The 24,956-nt window shown below is 55.4% G+C and carries 17 protein-coding genes and 1 pseudogene; 4 read left to right on the forward strand and 14 right to left on the reverse strand.

Annotation, left to right across the window (positions count from 1 at the left end):
• Window positions 1-32: 32 nt before the first annotated feature.
• The 12 genes from recD to rppH form a co-directional block, all read right to left on the reverse strand.
• A complete protein-coding gene (gene recD, locus HV355_RS06665; protein WP_182401362.1) occupies window positions 33-1,853 on the reverse strand; it encodes an exodeoxyribonuclease V subunit alpha in 1,821 nt (606 codons plus the stop codon).
• Window positions 1,850-5,392, reverse strand: a complete 3,543-nt coding sequence (gene recB / locus HV355_RS06670; RefSeq protein ID WP_182401364.1) for an exodeoxyribonuclease V subunit beta — start codon at window positions 5,390-5,392, stop codon at window positions 1,850-1,852. Before recB ends, recD begins: the two co-directional genes overlap by 4 nt.
• Window positions 5,389-8,256, reverse strand: coding sequence for a pitrilysin (gene ptrA, locus HV355_RS06675; protein ID WP_182401366.1), 2,868 nt, complete (start codon window positions 8,254-8,256; stop codon window positions 5,389-5,391). Before ptrA ends, recB begins: the two co-directional genes overlap by 4 nt.
• Before the next feature lie 140 nt (window positions 8,257-8,396).
• Window positions 8,397-11,771: an exodeoxyribonuclease V subunit gamma gene (gene recC / locus HV355_RS06680; RefSeq protein WP_182401368.1), complete on the reverse strand. Its 3,375-nt coding sequence runs from the start codon at window positions 11,769-11,771 to the stop codon at window positions 8,397-8,399.
• A gap of 12 nt (window positions 11,772-11,783) precedes the next feature.
• A complete protein-coding gene (locus tag HV355_RS06685; protein ID WP_182401370.1) occupies window positions 11,784-12,107 on the reverse strand; it encodes a prepilin-type N-terminal cleavage/methylation domain-containing protein in 324 nt (107 codons plus the stop codon).
• Entirely contained in the window at window positions 12,092-12,493 is a 402-nt protein-coding gene (locus tag HV355_RS06690; RefSeq protein WP_108416349.1) for a DUF2509 family protein, read from the reverse strand. Before HV355_RS06690 ends, HV355_RS06685 begins: the two co-directional genes overlap by 16 nt.
• Window positions 12,490-13,050, reverse strand: a complete 561-nt coding sequence (locus HV355_RS06695) for a prepilin peptidase-dependent protein (protein WP_182401372.1) — start codon at window positions 13,048-13,050, stop codon at window positions 12,490-12,492. The genes HV355_RS06690 and HV355_RS06695 overlap by 4 nt, the downstream gene beginning before the upstream one ends.
• Window positions 13,041-13,505 (reverse strand): prepilin peptidase-dependent protein, encoded by a 465-nt coding sequence (locus HV355_RS06700; RefSeq protein ID WP_126815949.1) that lies wholly within the window; start codon window positions 13,503-13,505, stop codon window positions 13,041-13,043. The genes HV355_RS06695 and HV355_RS06700 overlap by 10 nt, the downstream gene beginning before the upstream one ends.
• 184 nt (window positions 13,506-13,689) lie before the next feature.
• Window positions 13,690-14,484 carry a thymidylate synthase gene (thyA, locus tag HV355_RS06705; RefSeq protein ID WP_042715869.1) on the reverse strand — a complete coding sequence of 265 codons (795 nt, stop codon included), beginning with the start codon at window positions 14,482-14,484 and terminating at the stop codon, window positions 13,690-13,692.
• A gap of 6 nt (window positions 14,485-14,490) precedes the next feature.
• Window positions 14,491-15,366 (reverse strand): prolipoprotein diacylglyceryl transferase, encoded by an 876-nt coding sequence (gene lgt / locus HV355_RS06710; protein WP_126815948.1) that lies wholly within the window; start codon window positions 15,364-15,366, stop codon window positions 14,491-14,493.
• A 206-nt stretch (window positions 15,367-15,572) separates the two neighbouring features.
• Window positions 15,573-17,819: a phosphoenolpyruvate--protein phosphotransferase gene (ptsP, locus tag HV355_RS06715; RefSeq protein ID WP_108416347.1), complete on the reverse strand. Its 2,247-nt coding sequence runs from the start codon at window positions 17,817-17,819 to the stop codon at window positions 15,573-15,575.
• Between the two features lie 12 nt (window positions 17,820-17,831).
• Window positions 17,832-18,362 carry an RNA pyrophosphohydrolase gene (rppH, locus tag HV355_RS06720; RefSeq protein WP_089601146.1) on the reverse strand — a complete coding sequence of 177 codons (531 nt, stop codon included), beginning with the start codon at window positions 18,360-18,362 and terminating at the stop codon, window positions 17,832-17,834.
• 454 nt (window positions 18,363-18,816) lie between these two features.
• Here rppH and HV355_RS24170 point away from each other — a divergent pair.
• The 4 genes and pseudogenes from HV355_RS24170 to HV355_RS06735 form a co-directional block, all read left to right on the forward strand.
• Window positions 18,817-18,891 (forward strand): annotated as a pseudogene (locus tag HV355_RS24170) (hypothetical protein); the annotation flags it as partial.
• A gap of 154 nt (window positions 18,892-19,045) precedes the next feature.
• A complete protein-coding gene (mutH, locus tag HV355_RS06725) occupies window positions 19,046-19,738 on the forward strand; it encodes a DNA mismatch repair endonuclease MutH (protein WP_109081807.1) in 693 nt (230 codons plus the stop codon).
• Window positions 19,739-19,867: 129 nt separating this feature from the next.
• Complete coding sequence (locus tag HV355_RS06730) at window positions 19,868-20,086, forward strand: YgdI/YgdR family lipoprotein (RefSeq protein WP_010435144.1); 219 nt, start codon at window positions 19,868-19,870, stop codon at window positions 20,084-20,086.
• A 132-nt stretch (window positions 20,087-20,218) separates the two neighbouring features.
• A complete protein-coding gene (locus HV355_RS06735; RefSeq protein ID WP_010435145.1) occupies window positions 20,219-21,259 on the forward strand; it encodes an NADP(H)-dependent aldo-keto reductase in 1,041 nt (346 codons plus the stop codon).
• Window positions 21,260-21,354: 95 nt separating this feature from the next.
• On the opposite strand, the gene lplT is transcribed toward HV355_RS06735, so the two are convergent.
• Window positions 21,355-22,548, reverse strand: a complete 1,194-nt coding sequence (gene lplT / locus HV355_RS06740) for a lysophospholipid transporter LplT (protein WP_182401374.1) — start codon at window positions 22,546-22,548, stop codon at window positions 21,355-21,357.
• Window positions 22,541-24,700 (reverse strand): bifunctional acyl-ACP--phospholipid O-acyltransferase/long-chain-fatty-acid--ACP ligase, encoded by a 2,160-nt coding sequence (gene aas / locus HV355_RS06745; protein ID WP_182401376.1) that lies wholly within the window; start codon window positions 24,698-24,700, stop codon window positions 22,541-22,543. The genes lplT and aas overlap by 8 nt, the downstream gene beginning before the upstream one ends.
• Between the last annotated feature and the right edge of the window lie 256 nt (window positions 24,701-24,956).

Below are 24,956 nucleotides of genomic sequence, written 5' to 3' on the forward strand. Positions count from 1 at the left end.
AGCGCCCTCACTGGACGGTGAGGGCGTTTTACTTAGAGGGACTCGAATATCGCACTTAAGCCACTTCGACGTTCCGTTCGCGCGGCAATGGCCTGTACCAGAACGCGTTCATCGGTATAGAGCGACAGCCGCTGGCGCGCGCGGGTAATGGCGGTGTAAATCAGCTCTCGGGTGATGACGGGTGACAGCTGCGTAGGCAGGATCAGCGCCGCATGATTAAACTCAGAGCCCTGGGATTTGTGTACCGTCATCGCCCACGCCGTATCATGCTCGGGCAGACGGCTTGGCTGTACGGACTTCACGCTTCCCTCCGGCATCATGAACCAGACGCGCAGCCCCTGACCGCGATCGAGCGCAATTCCGATATCCCCGTTAAACAAGCCCAGCGCGCTGTCATTGCGGGAGATCATTACCGGTCGCCCCTCGTACCAGCGCGAATGCGGCAAACGGTTGATTTTACGCTTCTGCGCCAGCAGCTGTTCCAGCCTGTCGTTTAGCCCACTGACGCCAAACGGCCCCTCCCTCAGCGCACACAGGAGCTGATATTCACCGAATGCGGCAATGACCTGCTCCGGCGTATTCTGCTGTTGTACACAGGTCAGGAAGTACTGATATCCCTCCAGTGCGTCATCCAGCATCGCCTGATACTCTTCACTGCTTTGCAGCGATTTTTTCTCGATGTCGGTAAAGGTGCCGTCAAACACCCCGCGCGTGCTGTGCCGATCGCCGCGGTTTACCGCAGCAGCCAACTGGCCGATGCCGGAGTTGCTGCCGAAACGGTAACTTTTTTGCAGCAGGCACAGGCTGTCGCGCAGCGCCCCCGCTACCGGGGAGTTATCGGGTTCGAGCGCGCAGCCGGTCAGGCGTACCAGCTCCTGAGCACGCGCAGCGGTATAGCCAAAACTGGCGTAGGTGCAAATATCCCCCAGCACCGCTCCGGCTTCCACAGAGGCAAGCTGGTCGCGATCGCCAAGGAAAATAACCCGCGCGTGCGGCGGAAGCGCATCAATCAGGCGCGACATCATCGTCAGGTCGATCATTGAGGCTTCATCCACCACCAGCACGTCCAGATGCAGCGGGTTGCCGGCATGATATCGCAGCCGCTGGCTGCCCGGCTGTGCGCCAAGCAGACGGTGTAAGGTGCTGGCCTCATTGGGGAAAAATGCAAGCTGCGCCTCGGTTAGCGGCAGTTTTTGCAGCGCCCCACCCAACGACTCCGTGAGTCGCGCCGCGGCTTTACCGGTAGGTGCGGCCAGCCGGATACGGCATTTCTGCTCGCCAGATAGCTGAATCAGCGCCGCGAGAAGTTTTGCTACCGTGGTGGTTTTCCCGGTGCCCGGGCCGCCAGAAATCACCGAAATCCGCCGCGTTAAGGCCACGGCCGCCGCCACTTTTTGCCAGTCGATGGCCTCGCCCGAGCTAAACAGGCCATCCAGCGTTTGTCGAAGCTGCGCTTCATCACACGGAAGCGGGGCATTCGTTTCGCTGAAAAAGCGTGCCACCGTCAGCTCGTTGCGCCACAGGCGGTTAAGGTATAAACGCTCGCCGGTCAGGATCATCGGCGTTTGCGTTTCGGCCCCGCTGACGGCGGGAGAGCGGAGTAATACAGCCTGCCAGTCCACCGATTCCCCCAGCAGAACGAAACAGGACTGCAATGCCGCAGGCATTTGTTCATCTGGCACCAGACGCGAAAGCGGCAGGCAAACGTGCCCTTCTCCCGCGTCTTTGCTGAGGAGAGCAGCAGCGAGCATCACCTCCGGCTCCTCGCCCGCCACCATCATGGCGAACTGAACGTCAAGGGGGCGCAGCACGCGTTGTTCCACGGCTTCCAGCAATAGTTCCTGCATCGTCATGCCATCTCCTCCGTGGTTGTGGCAAACAACTCATCCATCTTTTCTATCAATGCCGCGTCCGGGCGTGTGCTGAAAATGCCGGAGTTGGGATCCGTAGCGTCCACCCCGCGAAGGAAGAGATAAATAACACCGCCGAAATGATCTTCATAACGGTAATCGGCAATGCGGTGGCGCAGATAGCGATGCAGAGCCAGCGTATAAAGCTGATACTGCAAATCGTAGCGATGCTGCTGCATGGCTGATGCCATCGCGTCTTGCGTGTAGGCGTCGCTGCTGTCCCCCAGCCAGTTCGATTTGTAATCCAGCAGGTAGTAACGCCCTTCGTGGCGGAAAACCAGGTCGATAAAACCTTTTAACATCCCCTGAACCTGGCGGAAGTTCAAGGGCGGGCAGCCAGCGGAAAGCGGATCGTACTTACGGATCAACGCATCAAGCGCATCGGCTTTAAGCGGGCTGGCGATAGGGAGATAAAACTCCATTTCCACCTGTTTGTCTTTAGCGGTCAACTGGCTGAGCGAAATCCCCTGCTGCGTGAGCGGTGCCTGTAAAATCGCAGTGACCCAGTCGGTGAGGACGGGCTGCCATTTCTCGTCAAAGCCGCCGCTCTGGAGCATTTTCAGCACCCACTCCGTAGAAACCGGCTGGGTGAAATCCAGTTCTTCAAACAGGCTGTGTAAAAAAGTGCCGGGTGACGCGCCGCGTGGGAACTGATGCGGAGTCAGGGCAGGCTCAGGGAGTACGTCTCCCACTCCGGCGGCATCCACATCCAGCTTCGGCATCAGATCCTGCGCAATGCTCTGCCCATGCTGCTGTAAACCGGAGTAACTGGTTACGCGCCAGTCGTCAGAGAGAGTTCGCTGGATTTGCCGGGCATTCAGATCGGCAACAGGCTGCTCCGGCATCTGCCAGCGGCTGTTATCCGGCGATGAGGGAATATGCAGAGCAATATGGTCACCACACAGCGCCTCGATGCACTGGCGCAGCCCTGCCGCATCTTTTGGCTCTCCGAGCTGAATAAGACGTCCCAGCGCACTTAAATGGAAATCGGTCTCTCCTGACTTCTCACCACGGCGACGAAACAGCGGCGCAATACCCAGACTGCAGTGCCAGACCGAGCGGGTCAGCGCCACGTAGAGCAGGCGTAAATCCTCTGCCAGACGTTCAGCCTCCGCCAGCTCAACGCTGGATTCCGCTTTACTGAGATCGAGCACGGCTTCAAATGATTCACGGTCGTGGTAAAAGGCCTGGTCCTGCACGCGATAGTTAGCGATAAACGGGAGCCAGACCAGCGGATACTCAAGACCTTTCGACTTGTGAATGGTGACGATCTGCACCAGATGCTTATCGCTTTCGAGGCGCATCTGCTGACTGGATGAATTGCTGTTCGGATCGGCAATCTGCTGTGACAGCCAGCGCACCAGCGCATGCTCGCTTTCGAGCTGCGTTCCCGCTTCCTGCAACAGCTCGCTGATATGCAGAATATCGGTCAGGCGGCGCTCACCGCCTGCCGTGGCGAGCATATTCTCCGCAATCTGACGCTTCGCCATCAGCTCGCGCAGCATGGCCATTACGCCGCGTTTTTGCCAGCGTTCCCGGTAGTGAGCAAACTCTTCCACGACGTTATCCCATGCTTCCTCGTCGTTGTTTAGCGCGTCAATATCTCGGGCATTCAACCCCATCATTGCGCTGGCCAGGGCGCTGCGAAGCGTGCTTTCACGCTCGGGAGCCAACACGGCCTGCAGCAGCCATAGCATCTCCTGAGCTTCCAGAGTTTCAAAGACGCTGTCGCGATTCGAGAGATAGACGGACGGGATGTTGAGCAAGGTCAGCGCATCGCGGACCAGCGCCGCCTCCTGGCGACTGCGCACCAGCACCGTAATATCGGATGCCTTGACGGGGTTCGCCTGCTTCCCTCGCCATAACACGGCTTCGCCACGCGCTCCGGCACTCAGCCAGTCGCGGATCTGTGCGGCACAGTGCTGCGCCATCGCACTTTGATAATCCCCAACGCCACAGCCTTCACCGTCGAGTAGCCAAAGGTTCATGGCTGGCTGAGTCACGCCATTGAACTCAAAGCGCAACGAGGCATTTTTTTCAGCAAACTTGACCGGCAGGAAAGGAATTTCACGGAACATAAACGCCGCGTCCATCTGCTTAAAGAGCGTGTTGACGCTTTCCACCATACCCGGAGCGGATCGCCAGTTAGTCTCTAAGGTGTAATGGGCTGCAACTTCGCTACGGGCCTTCATGTAGGTAAAAATGTCGGCGCCACGGAAGGCGTAAATCGCCTGCTTCGGGTCACCGATCAACAGCAGCGCGGTGTCGGGCTGCTGACGCCAGATACGGCGGAAAATACGGTACTGCTGGGGATCCGTATCCTGAAACTCATCGATCATCGCCACCGGAAAACGCGTGCGGATTGCCGCAGCGAGCGCTTCGCCATTTTCACTGCACAGCGCGGCGTCCAGACGGCTTAGCATATCGTCAAAGCCCAGCTCGCCCCGACGGCGTTTTTCACGCGCCACGGCTTCACGGATTTCCGTCATGGCGCGGGTAATCATTAAGTCGTTAAGCGTTAACGGCTCAGCCAGTAGACTCTCGATGGCAACAAAAAGAGGATGCTCTGGCACGATGCCATCGGCTTTCGTCCGCTCGGTCAAAAAACGCTGGGAGAACTTTTCCAGAGCGTCCGGAAGCTGATAGCCTCGCGTCTCTTCCTGTGCCCAGGCGCTGATCTTGTCGATCCATTTGCCCTGATTGCCGCGGTTAAATTTTTTCCTGTCAATACCGGAGTTTTCGAGGATCGAGGCAATTTCACCGACGGACGCATTCCACTTTTGCTTCAAGGTCGCAATTTGCGTGACGATCTTTTCATGGCGTGATGCGAGCGTTTCGTCCGCTGGCGGCGGTGATTTGATGACGGGCGCTTCCCCCTGTAGATAGCGATCGATAGCACGCAAAAGCTCTTCAGGGCCTTTCCACAACGCATGCACCGCTTCGGCGATGTCACGCTGCAGGGGGTAGCAGTGGCGACGCCAGAAATCTGCGCAGGCCTGATAGCGAAGTTCAGACTCGTCTTCAATGAGCTGCTGTTCAAACAGCATGCCGGACTCAAAGGCATTCAGGCTCAGCATGCGCTGACAAAAGCCGTGGATGGTGAAAACGGACGCTTCATCCATTTGCCGTTCCGCCAGCAGCAGCCACTGCGCAGCCTGCTGCTTATCGGCAATTTCTTCCAGAAGGCTGGCGTAAAGCGGGTTATCGGTGCTCTGTCGCAGGCAAGCGATGCGCAGCTCGTGAATATTGGCACGGATACGGCCACGCAGCTCGGCGGTAGCTGCTTCGGTGAAGGTCACCACCAGCAGCTCCTCCACGCTTAACGGACGCGGAAAAGCGGCAGTACCGCCAAGCCCTAACAGCAGACGCAGATAGAGCGCGGCGATAGTGTAGGTTTTTCCCGTTCCCGCTGAGGCTTCAATCAATCGTTCACCCTGTAGAGGTAAACGTAAGGGATCAAGGGACTCAGCGGTATCGGTCATTCTTTCTTACTCCAGGGCATTGATTGCTGCAGCGCAGTGACGCTCTTCCAGATTTTCCAGCCTTTCGGGTTTACGTAATCCGTTTTGCCATTTTGGCTACCGGAAACCTGAGACAGAATGGCGATCCCCTGCGGTTTAATCACCGCCTGATGGAAGAAGTCGGCAACCTTCTGAGGCGTCAGCTGTTTTATTTCGGCCACTACTTTATCACGCGAATCAAACTTCAGATTACCCCGATCAAAATCTTTGCTCAGTTGAGAAGCTTCCTCACCCAGCGTTTGCGGTGCCTGCATCACCTGCGCGATGACCGCCTGCTGGATCTGGGCAAACTCGTCTGGCTTCATGGCGCGCAGTTTTGCTTCCGCCTGCGGGAAGAAAGCCTGATAGCGCTGCCAGAGGTAGGCAGGCTGTTTATCACTGCTTTGCAGCAGGAAGCCAAGACCCCACTGGCGGCCCACGTTCATGGAAAAGGCGAAGACCGCATAGCCAAGCTGCTCTTCAGTACGCAACTGGTTGTAGAACCATGGCTGGATGATTTGTCCGAGAACAGCACTCTGCGCAGAACTGGCAAACTCATCATACCCGGTCGGAACAAACACGGCGGCCAGCGCGGAATCGGTGCTGCTACCCGCTTTTTCGAAAATCACATTCTGCTTTTTCTCAACCAGCACGTCCTGATTGCGACACCACTCGTCACCTTTTGAACCCAGCTGTGTACGGACATTTTGCGCCAGGGTTTTAGCCTGATCTTCGCTCATGTTCCCCACGATCAGGAACTCCGGGCGCGTATTGACCTTCAGCGCGTCACGGTATGCCAGAACATCTTTTAATGAGATAGATGGCAACAGCGCACGGCGCTCTTCACGCTGGAAGTAAGGGATCTGCGACAGCATTTGCGCAGGCATGATCGCCATATCGTAGGCTTTGCCCTTCTCCGCGGAATCCATCATCTGCGCATACCACGATTTGGCCTGCTCAAGCTGCTCTTCCGTCGGCGTGTAGCTGAAATACCCTTCCAGCAGTGCCTGGAACAGCTGAGGCAAACGCTGGGTATAGCCGTTTGCATTGAGCATCAAACCGTTGTTGGCGTTGGTGGAAAAACTGATGCCGCCCACGGCCGCCTGGTTGCTAAGCTGATCGAGCGCAATCCCGGCGAGATAGTCATTGAGCGCAAACATCACCTGATTTTTAGCGCTATTCATCGCTTTCGGGTTACGCAGCACCACGCTGACATCGGCTTTTGGCTCGCTTGCGAAATAGCGGCTGGGGGTATACACCACGCGCAGCGTCGGCTCATCAATGATAAGCGCCGGATGTGGGTAATCTTTAGTCGTTTTGATCAGCGAGAAGTCATCCGGAATATAAGGGTTCAGCTCCGGCAGCTTCAATGCAATCTCTCCGGCCTTCTTCTGCCAGTCGGCGAAGGTCTGCGCGCTTATTTTATCCACCTGATAGGGGGCATCGACAAAATACGCCGTCTTGTTATGCGGTTCGTTCGGGCTGATGTACCAGATGCGGGCATTCTTCGGCGTCATCATCGCCAGGCGGGCTTTTACCGCCTCGGCATCATACCGGTCGGCAATATTGACCGCATCAAGGGTGTGTTCCACCGGCACGCGGATCATGGTGTCCGCCAGCCACTCAACGTAATCCATGTCGCGGGTAATGGACGGGTAACGAAAATCGAGATCCAGCACGTGGGCGAGTTCATCAAAGTAGCGCTTATCGACGCCTTTCTCGCGCAGTAAAGAGAGGTAGCTGAAAATCGCTGCTACCACTTCATCACGATTTGCCAGCCCTTTGTCGGTCAGGGTGGCGGAGATCGCCAGCACGCCACTATTGCCGTTCACAACCGGATCGGAATCGGCGCGAATACCTTCCACCAGCCCCTGTTTTTGCAGCCAGTCAGAAAGCGTACCCGGACTACGGTTACCTATCAGGTAGGTCACGAGCTCATCGGTTTTACTGCGAAACTGTGCGGTGTTGTTATCGATGCGGAATTCCACACGCAGCACTTTGCGCGGCAGCGCCGGCACGTAGTGGATAACGATCCCTTTTTGCGCGTCCGTGACCACCGGGACGTCTATCTGCGGCCTGTCGATATTTTTATTCGGCACCCGACCAAACGTTTTAGCCGCCATGCCTGCCAGTTCTGGCAACGGTTTATTGCTGTAGATGACCGCTTTCATCAGGTTGGCGGAGTAGTATTTATCGCGGAACGCGTGCAGGGCATCAAGCACCGGGCTGTTCGGTTTGTCGCTTAACGTCTCCAGGTTACCGCCGGAGAAACGCGAACCCGGGTGCGCAGGGTTGATGGTTTCAGCGCTGACCTGGGCCATGCGCATACCGTCTCGCGTGCGGGCCATGGTCAGCTCGGCATTCACCGCATTGCGTTCACGATCGGCATACTTTTTATCCAGCAAGGGGGCGGCGATGGAATCAGCAAGGCGATCGACTGCGCCTTCCAGCGCATCATTTTCGACTTCAAGATAAAAAGCCGTGCGGTACGGTGCCGTGCTGGCATTATGGCTGCCGCCATGCATTTTCAGAAATTCGGACAGGCTATCTGGCTGCGGGTATTTTTTTGACCCCATCAGGGTCATATGTTCCAGATAGTGTGCAAGCCCAGGATGAGCGTCAGGATCTTCCAGCGATCCAACCGGCACCACTAATGCCGAAAGGGATTTCACCGCCTGCGGATCGGAAACCAGCAGTACGGTCATGCCGTTATCAAGACGAATAGCCTGATATTGGCGGGTATCTTTTTCGCTTTTACGAATAGTTTCCTGAACGGGTTGCCAACCGGAGTCTGCCTGAGTGATGGGTACCCAGAGGGCGAAAAACAAAACAAACGCTTTAAACAAGGTGCTACCTCTTTATCACGGCTACATCATTAATACATTGCGTGCTGGGCACGCCAACATCTTTTTATTGGGTACATCAGTCCGTGATAAGAAGTGCATCATAAATGAACACCTCATACTGCGCAATTTTTATACAGCGCTCAGGACTGATTAAATTTGAACAACGGTAACAGGTAGCGCTGTGCCTCTACAGTGATCATATCGAAGTATTCTGGCTCAAGCGTTCGCCACAAACGTTGATACCAGACATCTTCCCCTTCGCCACGCACCATCATGTTACCTTCGTAGGCCTGCACAAACTTATTCCGCGCTTTCTGCAGTGAAGCATCATCCGTTAACATGGCATCATTCTGCGCGTCATAACAGGCTTTTATCCACGCGCCACCGCTTTCCGGCAACAGGAGCAGAGGTTTATTCATTCCCCGGCGGTAACCGTCGATGTAAAGCGACAAATAACACAACGCCAGCTCAGCCTCCATCGGCGGAAAACGCCATTCGCCCTCTTTGCGCACGAAAATTCGGCTTTCACCCGTATTGCCGCCAGCACTGTAGACAAGATGTTCGAGCCAGAGTTGCAAACCCTGTGAAACGCTGAGCATCGAGGGCCGCCAGCGCAGCAGTCCGTCCGGCTGAACCTGCGTCAACCAGCCGGTCAAATGGACACCGTTACAGTCAAGGTCGATTTCGATGCTTTTACCAGGTTGTCTGCACTCGATGACGCGTTCAGCTAGTGCCTTCATTTCCTGACACTGCGCCTCCCAGACAATCTCCCCGAACGCACCGTAAGGCAACTGGCCCGCGGCACGGTAGCGGCGAAATAGAGTGGCAGCATCTTCCTGTTCTACCAGGGCATTCAGGAGCTGGAGGTTCAGCTTGTAGCGCTCCAACCCATCCAGAATAAAGGGTTCGGCATCAGGAATTTCACTCTCTTCAGAACGGAAGTTGACCTGCAAACGCTGCTGAAAGAACGCGCGCACCGGGTGTGCCCAAAAACGCTGAAGCTGTTCGAAGGTCAACGTTTCCAGGGGGAGTTCATCCAGTTCCTGAATGAAATCGGTATGCGCCATCCCTTCTTTCTTCGCAGCCGGGAGCCACTCGCGCGCATAACTCTGGTGTTCATTGGCGACATAGTTCACCGGATCGAAAGGCATACGGCTATGACAGCAGGTGATGTGGGCCTTCACCCGCTGCTCGCTCTCATCACAATTACGCGCTTCGTCTCCCGGCAAATAGTGGCTCTGCCCGATATAGTCCACAAGCTCCTGCACAAGAACCGACGGGAAACGTTCACTGTTGTCCTGAATCGACCGGCCGATGTAGCTGATATACAGTTTGCTCTGCGCTGAAATAAGCGCTTCCAGGAAAAGATAACGGTCGTCATCACGGCGGCTGCGGTCGCCCCGCTTCGGTTTAGGACTCATCAAGTCAAAGCCTAACGGCGGTAGTGCCCGAGGATAAATGCCGTCATTCATCCCGAGCAAACACACCACTTTGAACGGGATGGATCGCATCGGCATCAGGGTACAAATATTGACCGGCCCTGCCAGGAAACGCTGGCTAATACGCTCCTGATCGAGACGCAGGGTCAACTCATCACGCAGAAGCGACAAAGGCACCGCCTCCTGATAGTGCGAATTCACGCCCTCATCCACGATGGCCTGCCACTGCTTTTCAATGAGCGCCATCGCCGCTTCTGTTTCACTGTCCGGCAGGAAGAAATCCGTGAGCATTTCCCGGCACACCGGCAGCCAGGCGTCCAGCGGGCGCGGCTTCATCAACTCCCGTCGCCAGCGGTTGAGCTGCATCAGCAACGAGGCTAAATGCCCGACCAGCTCCGCGATTAACCCGGTGGACTCGTCGTATGGCAGAACGTCATTCCATTCGCCCTGGCTGCTCTCCATTGCGTACCCGAGCAGCATTCGCGTCAGGCCAAACTGCCAGGTGTGCTGCCCCGTTGGTGGGAGTTCAAACTCCTGCACGTTGTCGTCATCAATCCCCCAGCGAACGCCGGATTCGTTAACCCACTGGCGAAGATAGCGTAGCCCTTCTTCATTAATGTTGAAACGGGCAGCCAGAACAGGGACATCCAGCAGCGCCAGCACATCTTCAGAGATAAACCGGCTGTCCGGCAGCGACAGCAGGGAGACAAATGCCTGCAAAGCCGGATGGGACTGACGTGCACGACGGTCAGAAATGGCGTAAGGAAGGTATCGCTCCCCCGTCGCGCTGCCAAAAACGGCCTGAATAAAGGGGCTATAGCTGTCGATATCTGCCACCATTACCACAATGTCGCGCGGCGTGAGCTCAGGATCGTCCTGTAGCATTGCCAGCAAGCGATCGTGCAGAATTTCCACCTCACGCTGTGGGCTATGGCAAACGTGAATGGTTATACTCCGATCGTCAGGATCCAGCCTCCGTTTCCTGTCGCTGCGTTCGAACTCTTTCTCCGTCACGCCCATGACGGCCCGGTTTTCCAGATCCAGAATATCTAACTGAATGTTGTGCAGCAGGCTGTCAGATTCGATTTCGACAAAGGCATCCACGTCCCCCTCGCCAGATGACGTAATGTCAGAGAGCATGTGAATGTAGTCACGTCCCAGCTTGCCCCATGAGGCAAGCAACGGATTCGGCAGGTTCTGAATGCCCTCTTCATCGAAAAGCTGCGCAGCTGTCGAGCTATCCTTGAACAAGGGCACGGAGCGGTCTTCAAAGAGGCGTCGACGCTGTCGCGTGACCAGCCGTGAAAGCCAGCGCGCATCCTGGATATCACCCCAGTAGTGGCGGCAGGGATTCGTGAACAAAATATGGATATCAATGTGTTTACCCAGCGCTTTTAGCGCATCCAGATAGACCGGCGGCAAAGCCGAAATACCGCAGATAAACACGCGTGACGGCAGACGAGCCGGTCGCTCCGACGCATTTTCGAGTATCGAGATAAACCGTTGATAGAGGTTTGCACGGTGCCACTTTGGTTGACCGAGCGCCTCAGTATGTTCCACCAGTGCTTTCCATAACGGTGCCTGCCAGACTTGTGCCTCCGGCAAGCCCTCCACCCGTTCACCCGCTTCCCAGGCTGTCAGCCATTCAGGCCGGTACACTAAATACTGGTCGTAGAGATCGGCCGTGCGCGACGCCAACTGGAACAGCTTGCGCTTATCGGTATCGTCATTAAGGTAGTGGCGCAGCATGGCGAACGCATCGCCTGACAGCATATCGGGCAGCAGGGCCATCAGCTTCCAGCTCATGCTCTGCTTGTTGAAGGCGCTCTGTTCAGGGATGTCGGGCAGTACGCGCACAAACATCTCCCAGATAAAACTCGCGGGCAGCGGGAAATCAATGTTTGCCGCTATGCCAAATTTTCGGGAAAGCGACATTTGCAGCCACTGCGCCATACCGGTGCTCTGCACCAGCACCATTTCAGGCTCAAAAGGATCGTCAAGCCGCTCGCGCTCAACGATAAATTCCATCAGTGCTTCCAGCACATCCAGACGATTTGAGTGGTAGACCCTTAACATAGACGCTCCCGACTACTGGCTAACCGGGCAATGCAGACGCGTCATCGCGCCGCGCCGCCCCAGAGGAGAAATAAGTGTAACCGTGATGCTGACACATCTGGCGTTCGTTGTCTGCACCCGACTGGCCTGCCAGCCTTCGGGGAGTATGGGTGTTGAGAGCTGAGCCTGATTCCAGGCATGATGCCAGAGCTGACGATACTGGTTAAACAGGATAAATCGCGCCGCCAGTGCCCGATGATAACCCGACAGTGCCGTGACGATTATCACCAGCAGCATCATCGCAAGCAGAACCTCAACCAGGCTAAATCCTTTTTCTCTGTTTACGGCAACTGGCATAGCGCCTTCTCCTTAAGTGGACAAAAATCACTCCAGCCGTGGGGCAAAAAATGAATCTTCCCGTCGATTACCTCTCCTGCACGCCAGAGCAAAAGGTCATTGTTTCCGGCAATGAGCAAAACACGCGACTCGCTCAGCCGCCGCAAGCATGCTCGCCACGTCGACACCTTTTTGCATTGAACCCCTGGGGAGACCAGCCAATCCTGAACGCGCCCCCACTCAAGCGCTGATTGCACAGATGCCTGCTGCTGGAGTGAACGGCTCTCGCCGCCAACGAGTGCGCTAAATGTAGTCAGTTGCTGATTAAGTCCCGTGAGGATCAGCGTGCCTAACACCAGTAAAAGCAGTACCAGCGCCAGCGAAGACATCCCGCGCTGACGGTTCACAAGTTATACCCCGTGACGCTATAAACAGCCTGGAAGGGCTCACCCTTTTCACCCTGGCGAATGGCGGCCAATTCGATATTCAGCTCAGGCGCGAAACCGGCGTGTTCCACCTTATCCACCCAAAAGTGCTGGATCACCAGCCTGTTCGGGTCAGTGAGCTTTTCCCATCCTTTTCCTTCACAAGATGTCGCCCCACGCAGCGTTTCTAACGCACCAGACTCAAGACGAAACCCTGAGCTGTCGTTTTCTGCTGCAGAGGCATCCCAGATGCCGTTACTGTTTGCATCCCACTGCACAATGACGCAGCTCCCCTGCCTTGCCGTCAACAGGCCTTGCCCTGAACAGTTACCCGCGCAATATCCCGCTCTCTGCAGCTGTTTGCCGAGGGCAAAAAGCCTTTGCCAGACCTCTTCTTCCACCTCCCGCTGACCGGACTGCAGTAATACCGCCCGCTGTAAACCCGGTAAAAAACGCGATGCGCTTATGAGCAAAAGGCTGCTGATAGCCGTGGCAATCAAGACCTCTGTAAGTGAGAAACCGTGCTGGTTCATTGACATCCCCCTCCCTCTGAGGCATTGCACATCCTGATGCGCCCTCCATTTGAGACAATAATCAGCCATTCTCCTGCACGGCTTTTCACACGTATCCGCCCTGCCCACGCTGTATCTCTTAATCCATAAAACCCTAATGAGGGTGTTAACTCAGTTATAGCGACGTCAGCCCAAAGAGGAATCAGCACAAAGGCACTCTCCTTCACACAACCTTGTACGACAGAACTCAACAGACAGACGCCAGCTTCATCTCGCTGAAGCGTGATGTGGTGGTCGCGATTGTGCCGATTCGCATCGTTGCGAAGAAACACCAGGTAGTCGCGTATCTGTACGGCGGTTTGCCAGAGCCGCTGCTGTCGTTGCCAACTGTCCCAGCCGTGTAAACCCGTTGCGCTCAGGATCACGACCAGCGAAATGGCCACCAGGGTTTCGATAAGCGTAAAGCCGTTCTCTTTTTTCATGCCGGGAGTGTGGCGAAATGCGGGAAAAGCAGCGAGGGGCAAATCAGGTTTTTACGAGCCGTCATCCAGTGAATGTCGACTGTTGCAGGACGTTGCAGCGTCTCTGGAAAACGGCTCGTAAAACAAATTGAGAACGAAAAAAAACCGGCGCTAAAAAGCACCGGTTGTGTGAGTATCTGCCGTATCAGATAGCGACGGGCGCTTTGATGCCGGGATGCGGGTCGTAACCCTCAATCTCAAAATCATCAAAGCGGTAATCGAAGATCGAGTCTGGTTTACGTTTGATAATCAGCTTCGGCAACGCACGCGGTTCGCGAGTCAGCTGGAGATGCGTCTGCTCCATGTGGTTGCTGTAGAGATGGGTATCCCCACCCGTCCAGACGAAATCGCCCACGTCGAGATCGCACTGCTGCGCCATCATGTGAACTAACAGCGCATAGCTGGCGATGTTAAACGGCAGACCGAGGAACACGTCGCAAGAACGCTGATAAAGCTGGCAGGAGAGCTTGCCATCCGCCACATAGAACTGGAAGAACGCGTGGCAGGGTGCCAGCGCCATTTTGTCCAGTTCACCCACGTTCCAGGCGGAAACGATGATTCGGCGCGAATCCGGGTCATTTTTCAGCTGATTCATCACGGTGGTGATCTGGTCAATATGGCGACCGTCAGGCGTTGGCCAGGCGCGCCACTGCTTGCCGTAAACAGGGCCCAGGTTGCCGTTTTCATCTGCCCATTCGTCCCAGATAGAGACGTTGTTTTCATGCAGATAGGCAACGTTGGTATCGCCTTGCAGGAACCAGAGCAGTTCATGAATGATCGAGCGCAGATGGCAGCGCTTCGTCGTCACCAGAGGGAAGCCTTCTTGCAGATTAAAGCGCATCTGGTGGCCAAAAATGGAGAGCGTACCGGTACCGGTGCGGTCATTTTTCGGCGTGCCCTCATCGAGCACTTTTTTCATCAATTCAAGATACTGTTTCATGGTTCCTCAGGAAATTTGTGGCTGTGGACGACGACGATACGCCCAAATCATCATAATGGCACCCGCGACAATCATCGGAATGGAGAGGATCTGCCCCATGCTGATGTACTGCACCCACTCGCCGGTGAACTGTGCGTCCGGCTGACGGAAGAATTCAACGATGATGCGGAACGCACCGTAGCCGATCAGGAACAGACCGGAGACAGCCCCCATAGGACGCGGCTTGCGGATGAAGAGGTTCAGGATGATAAACAGCACCACACCTTCCAACGCCAGCTCATAAAGCTGGGACATATGGCGCGGCAGAACACCGTAGGTATCGAAAATGGATTGCCACTCCGGATGCGATGGCAGCAGCGCGATATCCTCAGCACGAGAGCCCGGGAAGAGCATCGTATACGGCACGCTCGGGTCAACGCGGCCCCATAGTTCGCCGTTGATAAAGTTACCCAGACGCCCCGCACCCAGCCCGAATGGGATCAGTGGAGCAATAAAATCAGCCACCTGGAAGAAGTTGCGTTTGGTGCGTTTGGCGAAGATCACCATCACCAGGATCACACCAATCAGGCCACCGTGGAAGGACATTCCCCCATCCCAGACGCGGAACAGATAGAGCGGATCGTTGAGGAATACCGGGAAGTTATAGAACAGGACATAGCCAATACGCCCGCCCAGGAATACCCCGAGGAAGCCAGCATACAGCAGGTTCTCAACTTCGTTCTTCGTCCAGCCACTGCCGGGACGCCCCGCGCGACGGCCCGCAAGCCACATCGCAAAAATGAAGCCCACCAGGTACATCAAACCGTACCAGTGCAGCGCGACAGGTCCTACTGAGAAAATAACCGGATCAAATTCCGGAAAATGCAGATAACCACTGTTCATCTGTCACCACAAGATGTTGTTATTCCGCTGAAAGTGGACAGCGGTAGAAATGCGCTTCTGCGTGTCGCAGAGGCTCCAAAGGTGCGAATCATAGCATAAGGCAGGCATGGAGGATGCGCCTGAGATGTAAAAGATGTGTATAGGGTATTGTGCGGCCTGATGCCCTCACCCCAGCCCTCTCCCACGGGGAGAGGGAGAAATGCAAATTAGCGGCCGCCGCGAATTAGGCCACCCATGCCGCGTCGTTCCATAAACGCCGCAACCTGATGCCGTACTTCGGCTGCCATCTGTGCGTCCAGACTGCGTTCCGCCAACTCGCGGGCATCTTCTATTTCAATATGACGTAACAGATACTTCACGCGCGCGACAGAACGGCCGTTCATGGACAGGTGACGGAAGCCCAGGCCAATCAGGATGGCGACGCACATCGAATCGCCCGCCATTTCACCACACAGACGCAAATCAAGACCGTGCTGCTCCGCTTCACGGGCAATCATGGCGAGTGCCCGGAGCATTGCCGGATGCAGGCTGTCATAGATACTCGCGACGCGCGTGTTATTACGATCAACGGCCAGTATGTACTGCGTTAAATCGTTGGTCCCGACGGAGATAAAATCAACGCGGTTTGCCAACTGCGGCAGCATAAAGACCATCGACGGCACTTCGAGCATCACGCCAATACGTGGTTTAGGGATCGCATAGCCGATCATCTCTTCCACTTCGCGGCCCGCGCGTTCGATCAAGCGTTTTGCTTCGTCGATCTCGTCAATGCTGGTGACCATCGGCAATAAAATGCTGAGGTTGCCCGTTGCCGCATTTGCACGCAGCATGGCACGAACCTGGATCAGGAAGATCTCCGGTTGGTCGAGCGTGATGCGGATCCCGCGCCAGCCCAGACACGGGTTTTCTTCACTGATTGGCATGTACGGCAGCTGTTTATCCGCCCCGACGTCAAGCGTGCGCAGCGTGACCGGCTTGTCGTTAAACATCTGCAGCATCCCCTGATACTGCGCCACCTGCTCCTCTTCTGACGGGAAGCCGCTTTGCAGCATGAACGGGATTTCAGTGCGGTATAAGCCGATACCGTCGATGCGGCTGCCGAGCTTCTCTTCGTGCTCGGGGCTTAACCCGGCGTTGAGCATGACTTTGATCCGCTCACCGCTTTTGAGCTGCGCGGGCAGGTTGACGTCATCTTCTGCCAGCTTGCTTAATTCATTCTCTTCACTAATGAGACGCTGGTATTCCTGCAGCAGTACGGGCTCAGGATCGACCAGCAGTTCACCGCGATAGCCATCCACCACCAGCGTGCGGCGGTGTAGCACCGAGGGCTGGATATCGGCCCCCATGACGGTTGGAATACCGAGCGCGCGCACCATGATGGCAGCATGGGAGTTGGCGGCACCATCGCGCACCACTACCCCGGCGAGCCTGTCCTGCGGTAGCTCTGCCAGCGTCGTCGCTGAAAGTTCATCTGCTACCAGCACAAACCGTTTTGGCCAGGCATTCGCGCCCTGAATGGTGTCATCAAGATGGAACAGCAAACGCTGCCCCAACGCGCGTAAATCCCCGGCACGCTCCTTCAAATAACCATCGGTCAGTGCCGCAAACTGCTCGGCAAATTTTTCAATGACTTTTTTAACGGCCCATTCGGCCACCGAACCTTTATCCACTTCCGCGAAAAGCTCACGGCGCAGACGCGCATCAGAAAGCAGGTGTGAATAGAGGTCAAAGATCGCCGCCGTCTCTTTTTGCGCACCCGCAGCAAAGCGTTTGCTGTAGCGGCGAAATTCGTTGGACGCCTCTTCCAGTGCAGCGGTAAGACGCTCTCGCTCAAGCGCTTCATCAAGCGTCGAGGCCTCGTAAACCTGCTCCATCAGCGGCAACGTGGCGTCCATCCAGCCTTCGGCGATTGCCACACCCGGTGACGCAGGGAGCGCACGTATGCGCGTGTGACGATACTGGCCAAACAGGGCAGCAAGCTGAGACTGAGAGAGGATGGCGGCCATCTGCGTGGCAAGCGTCACAAGGAATGACTCTTCGCTTTCATCGTACTGGCGCAGTTCCCGCTGCTGAACAACGAGAACGCCAAGCAACTGACGACGCTGGATAATCGGCACGCCCAGGAAGGCGCGGAAGCGTTCTTCTTTTACGGAAGGAATATATTTGAAGCTAGGGTGTTTTTGCGCATCAGCAAGGTTAATGGGTTCGGCCAGACGACCAACCAGCCCAACAATACCTTCATCAAAAGCGAGCGTAACGGTACGGCCTCGTGGTTTTTTCAAACCACGAGTCGCCATCAGGTAATAGCAACGCCGGTCATGGTCGGCCAGATACACCGAACAAACTTCGGTTTCCATCGCCAGACAGATATCAGTCACCAGAATATTCAGCGCCTCGTTCAGGCGAGGCGCACTGGCGACCTTCTCGACTATTTCGCGCAAGCGGGTGAGCATGATTTGCGTAGCTTAACCTCTTTTACGTCGCCAGGCAGGTGCGCTTTGCGGCTTAGGCGGGATCTCCTGAAGCTGCATGACAACACTTGCGAACTCTTTCATCACCCTACGGTAAACATCGCGCTTAAATGACACGACCTGACGAACAGGATACCAATAGCTCACCCAACGCCAGCCATCAAACTCCGGCGTACTGCTGGTTTGCATATTGATATCTGAATCGTTGCCCACCAACTGCAGAAGAAACCACTTCTGTTTCTGGCCGATACAAACCGGCTTTGTGTCCCAACGCACCAAACGTTTCGGTAACTTGTAACGCAACCAGTTGCGGGTCGAAGCCAGGATGCGAACATCTTTTCGGCTTAAACCGACCTCTTCAAACAGCTCCCGGTACATCGCTTGTTCTGGGGACTCTCCTGGATTGATCCCGCCTTGCGGGAATTGCCAGGAGTGCTGACCATATCGACGGGCCCACATGACCTGACCCAGACGATTACAAATTACTATTCCTACGTTCGGGCGGTAGCCATCGTCATCAATCACCGGACTACCCCAAACTAAACCTTATATATGAATGATTGTTTCACACTACAGGGAGGCGGTAAACCACTCTCTTACAGGCTTGCAACCTAATAACATTTGAATAACTCACAAATATGTGGGGAGTTATAAACAGATGAAGGACCGTAAGGGCAATTTTATTCACCTTTTCTGTGGATATAGTTGTGAAGAAGTATGGAATTACCGATGAACAACCTGAATCGTCGTTTAGAGCCGCTTACACCGCTCATTATAAAAAATGCTATATTTCATTAGGTTATACCTTTAATTATTGATACCAGAACTGATAGTGTGACGATCATCACATCAGCGATCGTTGTACTGATGAAAGATCGAACAGCGTCGGTTTTATCCACAGATTGTGCCAATAAGTTAGGCACAATTTGTCTGAAAATTCGATTTTCGTCGCACGTCAAGGCTGTAAATCGAAACAGTAGTGTGGGTTATTCCCAGTTATCCCACTTTTCTGTGGATAACAGGGTGTAAGATCCTGTTTATTGTCAGTGACCAGATTTGAACAACCTGTTTTTAGCCGCGGACATAATAATTTTTCAGTAGTAAAAAAACCTATAAATCATACACATGGATTATTCGTACAGAAAACGGTAGACTCTATCCACAAGGGATAATTTCTTAGTTTATTTTTTAATCAGAAGGTTACCGTCATGCTTCCGCTTGCTCCCTTGCTTACTCCCCCTTCCAGCGAAACCGAGTTGCTGACTCAGGCGCAGCGCCTGGCAGGCTATTCGCTTGGCGATCTGGCGGCAATGGCGGGTCTACCGATCCCTGACGATCTGAAAAGAGACAAGGGCTGGATCGGCATGCTGCTGGAACTGTGGTTAGGTGCCAGCGCGGGCAGTAAGCCAGAACAAGATTTCGCCGCACTGGGCGTGGAGTTAAAAACGATCCCCATCGACAGACAGGGAAGACCGCTGGAAACCACGTTTGTCTGCGTGGCGCCGTTGACCGGCAATACCGGCGTAACCTGGGAAACCAGCCACGTACGTCATAAACTGAAACGCGTACTGTGGGTTCCGGTGGAAGGTGAACGGCAGATCCCGCTAGCCGAACGGCGGGTGGGCGCGCCGCTGCTCTGGAGCCCTGATGAAGACGAAGAGCAGCAGTTGCGTCTGGACTGGGAAGAGTTAATGGACATGATCGTCCTTGGGCAGGTTGAGCGTATCACCGCCCGTCATGGTGAGGTGTTGCAGCTGCGTCCAAAGGCGGCCAACAGCAAGGCCCTTACCGAAGCGATCGGCGCTCATGGCGAGCCGATCCTGACGTTGCCTCGCGGCTTTTATCTCAAAAAGAATTTCACTGGCACGCTGCTCGCACGCCATTTTTTACTAAAAACGTAGGTTTTTAACGAATTTTGCGAGCTAACAAACATAATCACCTGGTTTTTAAGATTTTACTACTTCCTGCTTTCGTCATATCAGGTTATTACTACACTATGATTTAATACAAGCCAGGTGAGGACGATAACGATGAAAAAATGGGCAGTGTTAATTTCTGCAGTCGGGTTGGCGTTTGCGGTATCGGGCTGTAGCAGTGATTATGTTATGTCTACAAAAGATGGTCGGATGATCCTGACCGATGGTAAACCCGAAGTCGACGACGATACCGGGCTGGTGAGTTACCGCGACCCGGCAGGGAATAAAATGCAGATTAACCGCGACGAAGTCTCGCAAATTATCGAGCGCTAAACCCGTTAAAGGTCAGTCGCTTGCTGGCCTTTTTGATTTTTCCCTTCCCCTTTTGCTTCCCCTCTGCCATGTTTATATTCCTTTGTCGGGAAGTTCCTGACGCGTCTGTATGTTTAATGAAGGAAGCCGGCTATGCATTATCACCGTATCCCCCATAGCGCTCTGGAGATAAGCCAACTGGGGTTGGGCACGATGACATTTGGTGAACAAAACAGCGAAGCCGATGCCCATGCACAACTCGATTACGCCGTCAGCCAGGGTATTAACCTGATTGACGTCGCAGAGATGTACCCTGTTCCTCCCCGCCCGGAAACGCAGGGGCTAACTGAAACTTATGTGGGAAACTGGCTGGCAAAACGCGGCAATCGCGAAAAGCTCGTTATCGCCTCAAAAGTCAGCGGCCCCTCACGTAATAACGATGCCGGGATCCGCCCAAACCAGATCCTCGATCGTAAGAATATTCGCGCCGCACTGGATGCCAGCCTGAAGCGTCTGCAAACCGACTATCTCGATCTCTACCAGGTACACTGGCCGCAGCGTCCGACTAACTGCTTTGGCAAGCTCGGCTACAGCTGGAACGAGAGCGCGCCCGCCGTTACGCTGCTGGAAACGCTGGAAGCGCTGACCGAGTGCCAGCGCGCGGGGAAAATCCGCTACATCGGCGTGTCTAACGAAACGGCATTTGGCGTGATGCGTTATCTGCACCTTGCCGATAAACACGATCTCCCGCGCATCGTCACCATCCAGAACCCGTACAGCCTGCTTAACCGCAGCTATGAGGTCGGTCTGGCGGAAGTGACGCAGTATGAAGAGGTGGAGCTGCTGGCCTATTCCTGTCTCGGCTTCGGCACGCTGACGGGCAAATACCTGAACGGCGCGAAGCCTGCCGGGGCGCGTAACACGCTCTTCAGCCGCTTTACCCGCTACAGCGGTGAGCAAACGCAGAAAGCCGTTGCGGCCTATGTGGATATCGCGAAGCGTCACGGTCTTGACCCTGCGCAAATGGCGCTGGCCTTCGTGCGGCGTCAGCCGTTTGTTGCCAGCACCCTGCTGGGCGCGACCACGATGGAACAGTTGAAAACCAATATTGAGAGTTTCAATCTGAACCTGAGTGAAGAGGTGTTAGCGGAGATTGAAGCGGTGCATCAGGTTTATACTTATCCTGCACCGTAGCCTGATGCTTTTTGCCCGGTGGCGCTACGCTTACCGGGCCTACAGGTACTCAAACGTAGGCCGGGTCAGGCGAAGCCGCCACCCGGCTATATTTATCAACGCCGACGCTGCCAGATCCATAATCCCGTAATCGCCAGCGCAAACAGCGCGCCAAACCCGACGCCAATAGCCACCACCGGCACACCCACTTTAACCGCCAGCGAATAAAGGCCCAGCATCAGCAGCATCGCCACGTTTTCGCCAAGGTTTTGCACGGCAATGGCATTTCCGGCCCCCACGGTCTGCTTTCCGCGCTCCTGCAAAAGCGCATTCAGCGGCACCACAAAGAAACCACCCAGTATACCAATCAGGATAAGCAGCACGTACGCTGGCAACAACGCATGCTGAAGCGAGAAGAACAGCACGCCGACACCGATTAAAATCCCTGCAGGCATACAGCGCGCAACGGTCTCAAGCGTGACCAGTTTCGCCGCCCCCCCTGCCCCGACGACAATCCCAACGGCGACCATTGCATTCAGGTAGGTTGGCGTTGCGTTGTCGGTGATCCCCAGCGCCATCGGTACCCACAGCACCAGCAGGAAACGTAGCGTGACGCCCGCCCCCCAGAACATGCTGGTTCCCATCAATGAGAAACGCGTTTCACCGTTGCGCCACAGTACGCGGCAGGCGTTAAAGAAGCTGCCGGTCATCGGCCCGAAACGCCAGGACTGACCCGGACGCGCCACCGGCAGTCTGGGAATAAACAGGTTCGCGACAACCGCCCCGCCGTACACCACCGCACAAACGCCCAGAGCCGCCAGCACATGCCAGTCCGCCAGTACACCGCCCGCCACGGACCCGAGCAAAATCGCCGCGATGGTAGAGGACTCCATCAGACCGTTGGCTTTCACCAGCTTATCGCCCGTCGTCAGCTCGCCCAGGATGCCATACTTCGCCGGAGAGTAAGATGCCGCGCCAATGCCTACCAGCGTATAGCCGATAAACGGGTTGATACCAAAGCAGATGCTTGCCGCACCCAACAGCTTCAGGCCGTTGGCGAACATCATCACCCGACCTTTAGGGAAGCTGTCCGCCACCTGCCCCACAAACGGCGCGAAAATAATGTAAGCACCCACAAACACCATCTGCAGGATCGGCTGGCTCCAGTCGGGGTAAAACTCGGCCTTGAGCAACGCCAGCGTGGCAAACAGCAACGCGTTATCACCGAACGCAGAGAGAAACTGCGCGGCGATAACCGCCATCATGCCCTTCGACCGGAGTGAGTTGTTAGCCTGTGCTGACTCATGCATTTTGCTGTTCCGCCCCTTCCACCATGCCCTTGAGGGTCACGAAATCGGGCTTACCGCTGCCTAGCACCGGAAGCTGTTTGAGGTAGCGAATATCACGCGGCACGGCCAGTTCAGGGATACCATGCTCGCGCGCATGCTTAAGCAACGCGTCACGCTTAAGCTCACTGTCCGTGGTGAAGAGCACCAGCGCCTCACCTTTATTCGCATCGCTCTTCACAACCGTGGCGTGCAGTTTGTCAGCGGAAACCGCTGTTGCCAGCATCTCCACCATTTCAAGGGAGACCATTTCGCCCGCAATTTTAGCGAAGCGTTTTGCCCGTCCCTGGATCTGCACGAAGCCCTGCTCGTCGAAGCGAACAATATCACCCGTGTCGTACCAGCCGGTCTCAACGTCCCCGTTGACGTTTTCCGCCGTTGGCGCTTCGAGCACGCCTGGGTTTTCTACGCGAAGATAGCCGTTCATCACGTTGGGTCCTTTCAGCTGCAGGCGCCCCCCCTCTTCAATCCCCGGTACGGCCAGCAGGCGCGCATCCATCCCCGGCAGAATGCGGCCAACCGTCCCCGGTTTCGCCGCCATCGGCACGTTGATAGAGACCACCGGCGCGCACTCCGTGACGCCATAGCCTTCCAGAATGCGCAGGCCAAACTTGTCCTGCCAAATCTGCCGCGTGCTGTCCTGCAGTTTTTCCGCACCGGCAACCACATAGCGCACGCGGAAGAAATCATACGGATTGGCAAAGCGCGCATAGTTGCCAAGGAACGTTGACGTGCCGAACAGCACGGTACAGTTACGGTCATAAACCAGCTCCGGCACAATGCGGTAGTGCAGCGGGCTTGGGTAAAGGAACACTTCGGCACCGGTGAGCAGCGGCGTAAAGAGACCGACGGTCAGGCCGAAAGAGTGGAACAGCGGCAGCGCGGACATAAAGCGATCGTTAGCGGTAAAGTCGGCAATCGTTTTGATCTGCTCAACGTTCGCCAGAATGCTTTTGTGGCTGTGGACGACGCCTTTCGGGTTGCCCTCAGATCCGGAGGTGAAAAGGATAATCGCATCATCTTCCGGCTGCTGTTTGACCTGCGCCAGGCGAGGCGCGAGCAGGTGAGCAAAAATCCACAGCTTGTCGAGCGTCGTGACGTCTGCTTTCAGATCTTCCAGGAAGACCCAGCGTACCTGGGTAAGCTGCTCCGGCAGGTGCCAGAGCTTGCCTTTTTCCAGGAACTGACGGGAAGTAAAGACGGTATTAATCTGGGCGGCAGTGATGGCGCTGGTAAGCCCTTTCACACCCGCCGTGTAGTTCATCATCGCCGGAATACGCCCGCGAGAAACGGCACCAAAAATCACCGCCGCGCTGATCCCGGCGTTAGGCAGCATCAGGCCAATTTTTTCGCCCCGATTGCTGTACTTCTCAAGAATACGGCCCACGAACAGGGTTTTGGTCAGCAGTTTGCGATAGGTGTCCGGGGTGAAGTTGATGTCTTCAATGCAGTTTTTCTTCGCGCCGTAGCGGTACTGCGCCGACAGCAGAGATTCGTACAACGTCTCGCGCGGACGGACGGCCATGCGCGCTTCCATCATTATCTGATGGAGCATTTCACCGGCGATTTTACGACGATCGCGCGCGCGCGGCGCTTCCGGCATAGGGAGCGTTGTGGGCGGCAGAATATGCAGGGTAATTTTGGGGAACAGGCGCTGCTTCACTAACCCCTTCAGGCGGCTGAAATAGGTCAGTTCTGCTCCATCAATGCGCAGCGGCACCACGGTGGCCTGTGACTTCGCCGCGACAAAAGCGGCCCCGTCATAAATTTTCATCAGCGAACCGGTCACGGAAATTCTCCCCTCGGGGAAAATGACCACCGGACGCCCCTGCTCAACCAGACGCACCAGATGTTTGATCATCATCGGTTTTGTTGGGTCGAGCGGGACAAAATCAATCAGCGGCGCCAGCCAGCGCATGTACCATTTTTGGTTGATGGAGCTGTAGACCGCAAAGACGGGCCGCACGGGTAAAAACAGCGCCAGCAATATGCCATCAAGAAAAGAAACGTGGTTCGGCGTGATAAGAACACGTTCGCCATAAAGTGCCTGCGCATCGCCCGTGACGCGGAGACGGAAGAGAATACGGAACAGTGTGCGGAAGAACCCAAAAAGCATTTCAACTCCCTTTGCCAGCCAGAATGAAGGGTTGATAGTAAATGGTGGCAGATTACACGAGAAGTGGGGAGGGAGCGACAGCAAAAACGGAGGCGAAAAAAAACCTGCGCATCCGCGCAGGTTGGTGCAAGAGATGAGTACGAAACCGTACTAAGAATTCTCACCAATCAATACCTCTGGGATCTTGATTGTGGCTGTTCACCCGGCGCTTCGCCAGTGAGAAAACGCAAGGGAATGAGCCTAAGTGCAACCAGGT

The sequence above is a fragment of the Enterobacter sp. RHBSTW-01064 genome (assembly GCF_014103035.1).
Lineage (GTDB): Bacteria > Pseudomonadota > Gammaproteobacteria > Enterobacterales > Enterobacteriaceae > Enterobacter > Enterobacter mori.

What these genes read in the sequence shown, in the direction of transcription:
- HV355_RS06695 (WP_182401372.1), bottom strand. Translation starts at nt 13,050, where the DNA reads ATGTCAATGAACCAGCACGGTTTCTCACTTACAGAGGTCTTGATTGCC.
- mutH (WP_109081807.1), top strand. Translation starts at nt 19,046, where the DNA reads ATGCTTCCGCTTGCTCCCTTGCTTACTCCCCCTTCCAGCGAAACCGAG.
- HV355_RS06735 (WP_010435145.1), top strand. Translation starts at nt 20,219, where the DNA reads ATGCATTATCACCGTATCCCCCATAGCGCTCTGGAGATAAGCCAACTG.
- recD (WP_182401362.1), bottom strand. Translation starts at nt 1,853, where the DNA reads ATGACGATGCAGGAACTATTGCTGGAAGCCGTGGAACAACGCGTGCTG.
- HV355_RS06730 (WP_010435144.1), top strand. Translation starts at nt 19,868, where the DNA reads ATGAAAAAATGGGCAGTGTTAATTTCTGCAGTCGGGTTGGCGTTTGCG.
- HV355_RS06685 (WP_182401370.1), bottom strand. Translation starts at nt 12,107, where the DNA reads ATGCCAGTTGCCGTAAACAGAGAAAAAGGATTTAGCCTGGTTGAGGTT.
- lgt (WP_126815948.1), bottom strand. Translation starts at nt 15,366, where the DNA reads ATGAACAGTGGTTATCTGCATTTTCCGGAATTTGATCCGGTTATTTTC.
- aas (WP_182401376.1), bottom strand. Translation starts at nt 24,700, where the DNA reads ATGCTTTTTGGGTTCTTCCGCACACTGTTCCGTATTCTCTTCCGTCTC.
- recB (WP_182401364.1), bottom strand. Translation starts at nt 5,392, where the DNA reads ATGACCGATACCGCTGAGTCCCTTGATCCCTTACGTTTACCTCTACAG.
- recC (WP_182401368.1), bottom strand. Translation starts at nt 11,771, where the DNA reads ATGTTAAGGGTCTACCACTCAAATCGTCTGGATGTGCTGGAAGCACTG.
- lplT (WP_182401374.1), bottom strand. Translation starts at nt 22,548, where the DNA reads ATGCATGAGTCAGCACAGGCTAACAACTCACTCCGGTCGAAGGGCATG.
- thyA (WP_042715869.1), bottom strand. Translation starts at nt 14,484, where the DNA reads ATGAAACAGTATCTTGAATTGATGAAAAAAGTGCTCGATGAGGGCACG.
- ptsP (WP_108416347.1), bottom strand. Translation starts at nt 17,819, where the DNA reads ATGCTCACCCGCTTGCGCGAAATAGTCGAGAAGGTCGCCAGTGCGCCT.
- HV355_RS06700 (WP_126815949.1), bottom strand. Translation starts at nt 13,505, where the DNA reads ATGAAAAAAGAGAACGGCTTTACGCTTATCGAAACCCTGGTGGCCATT.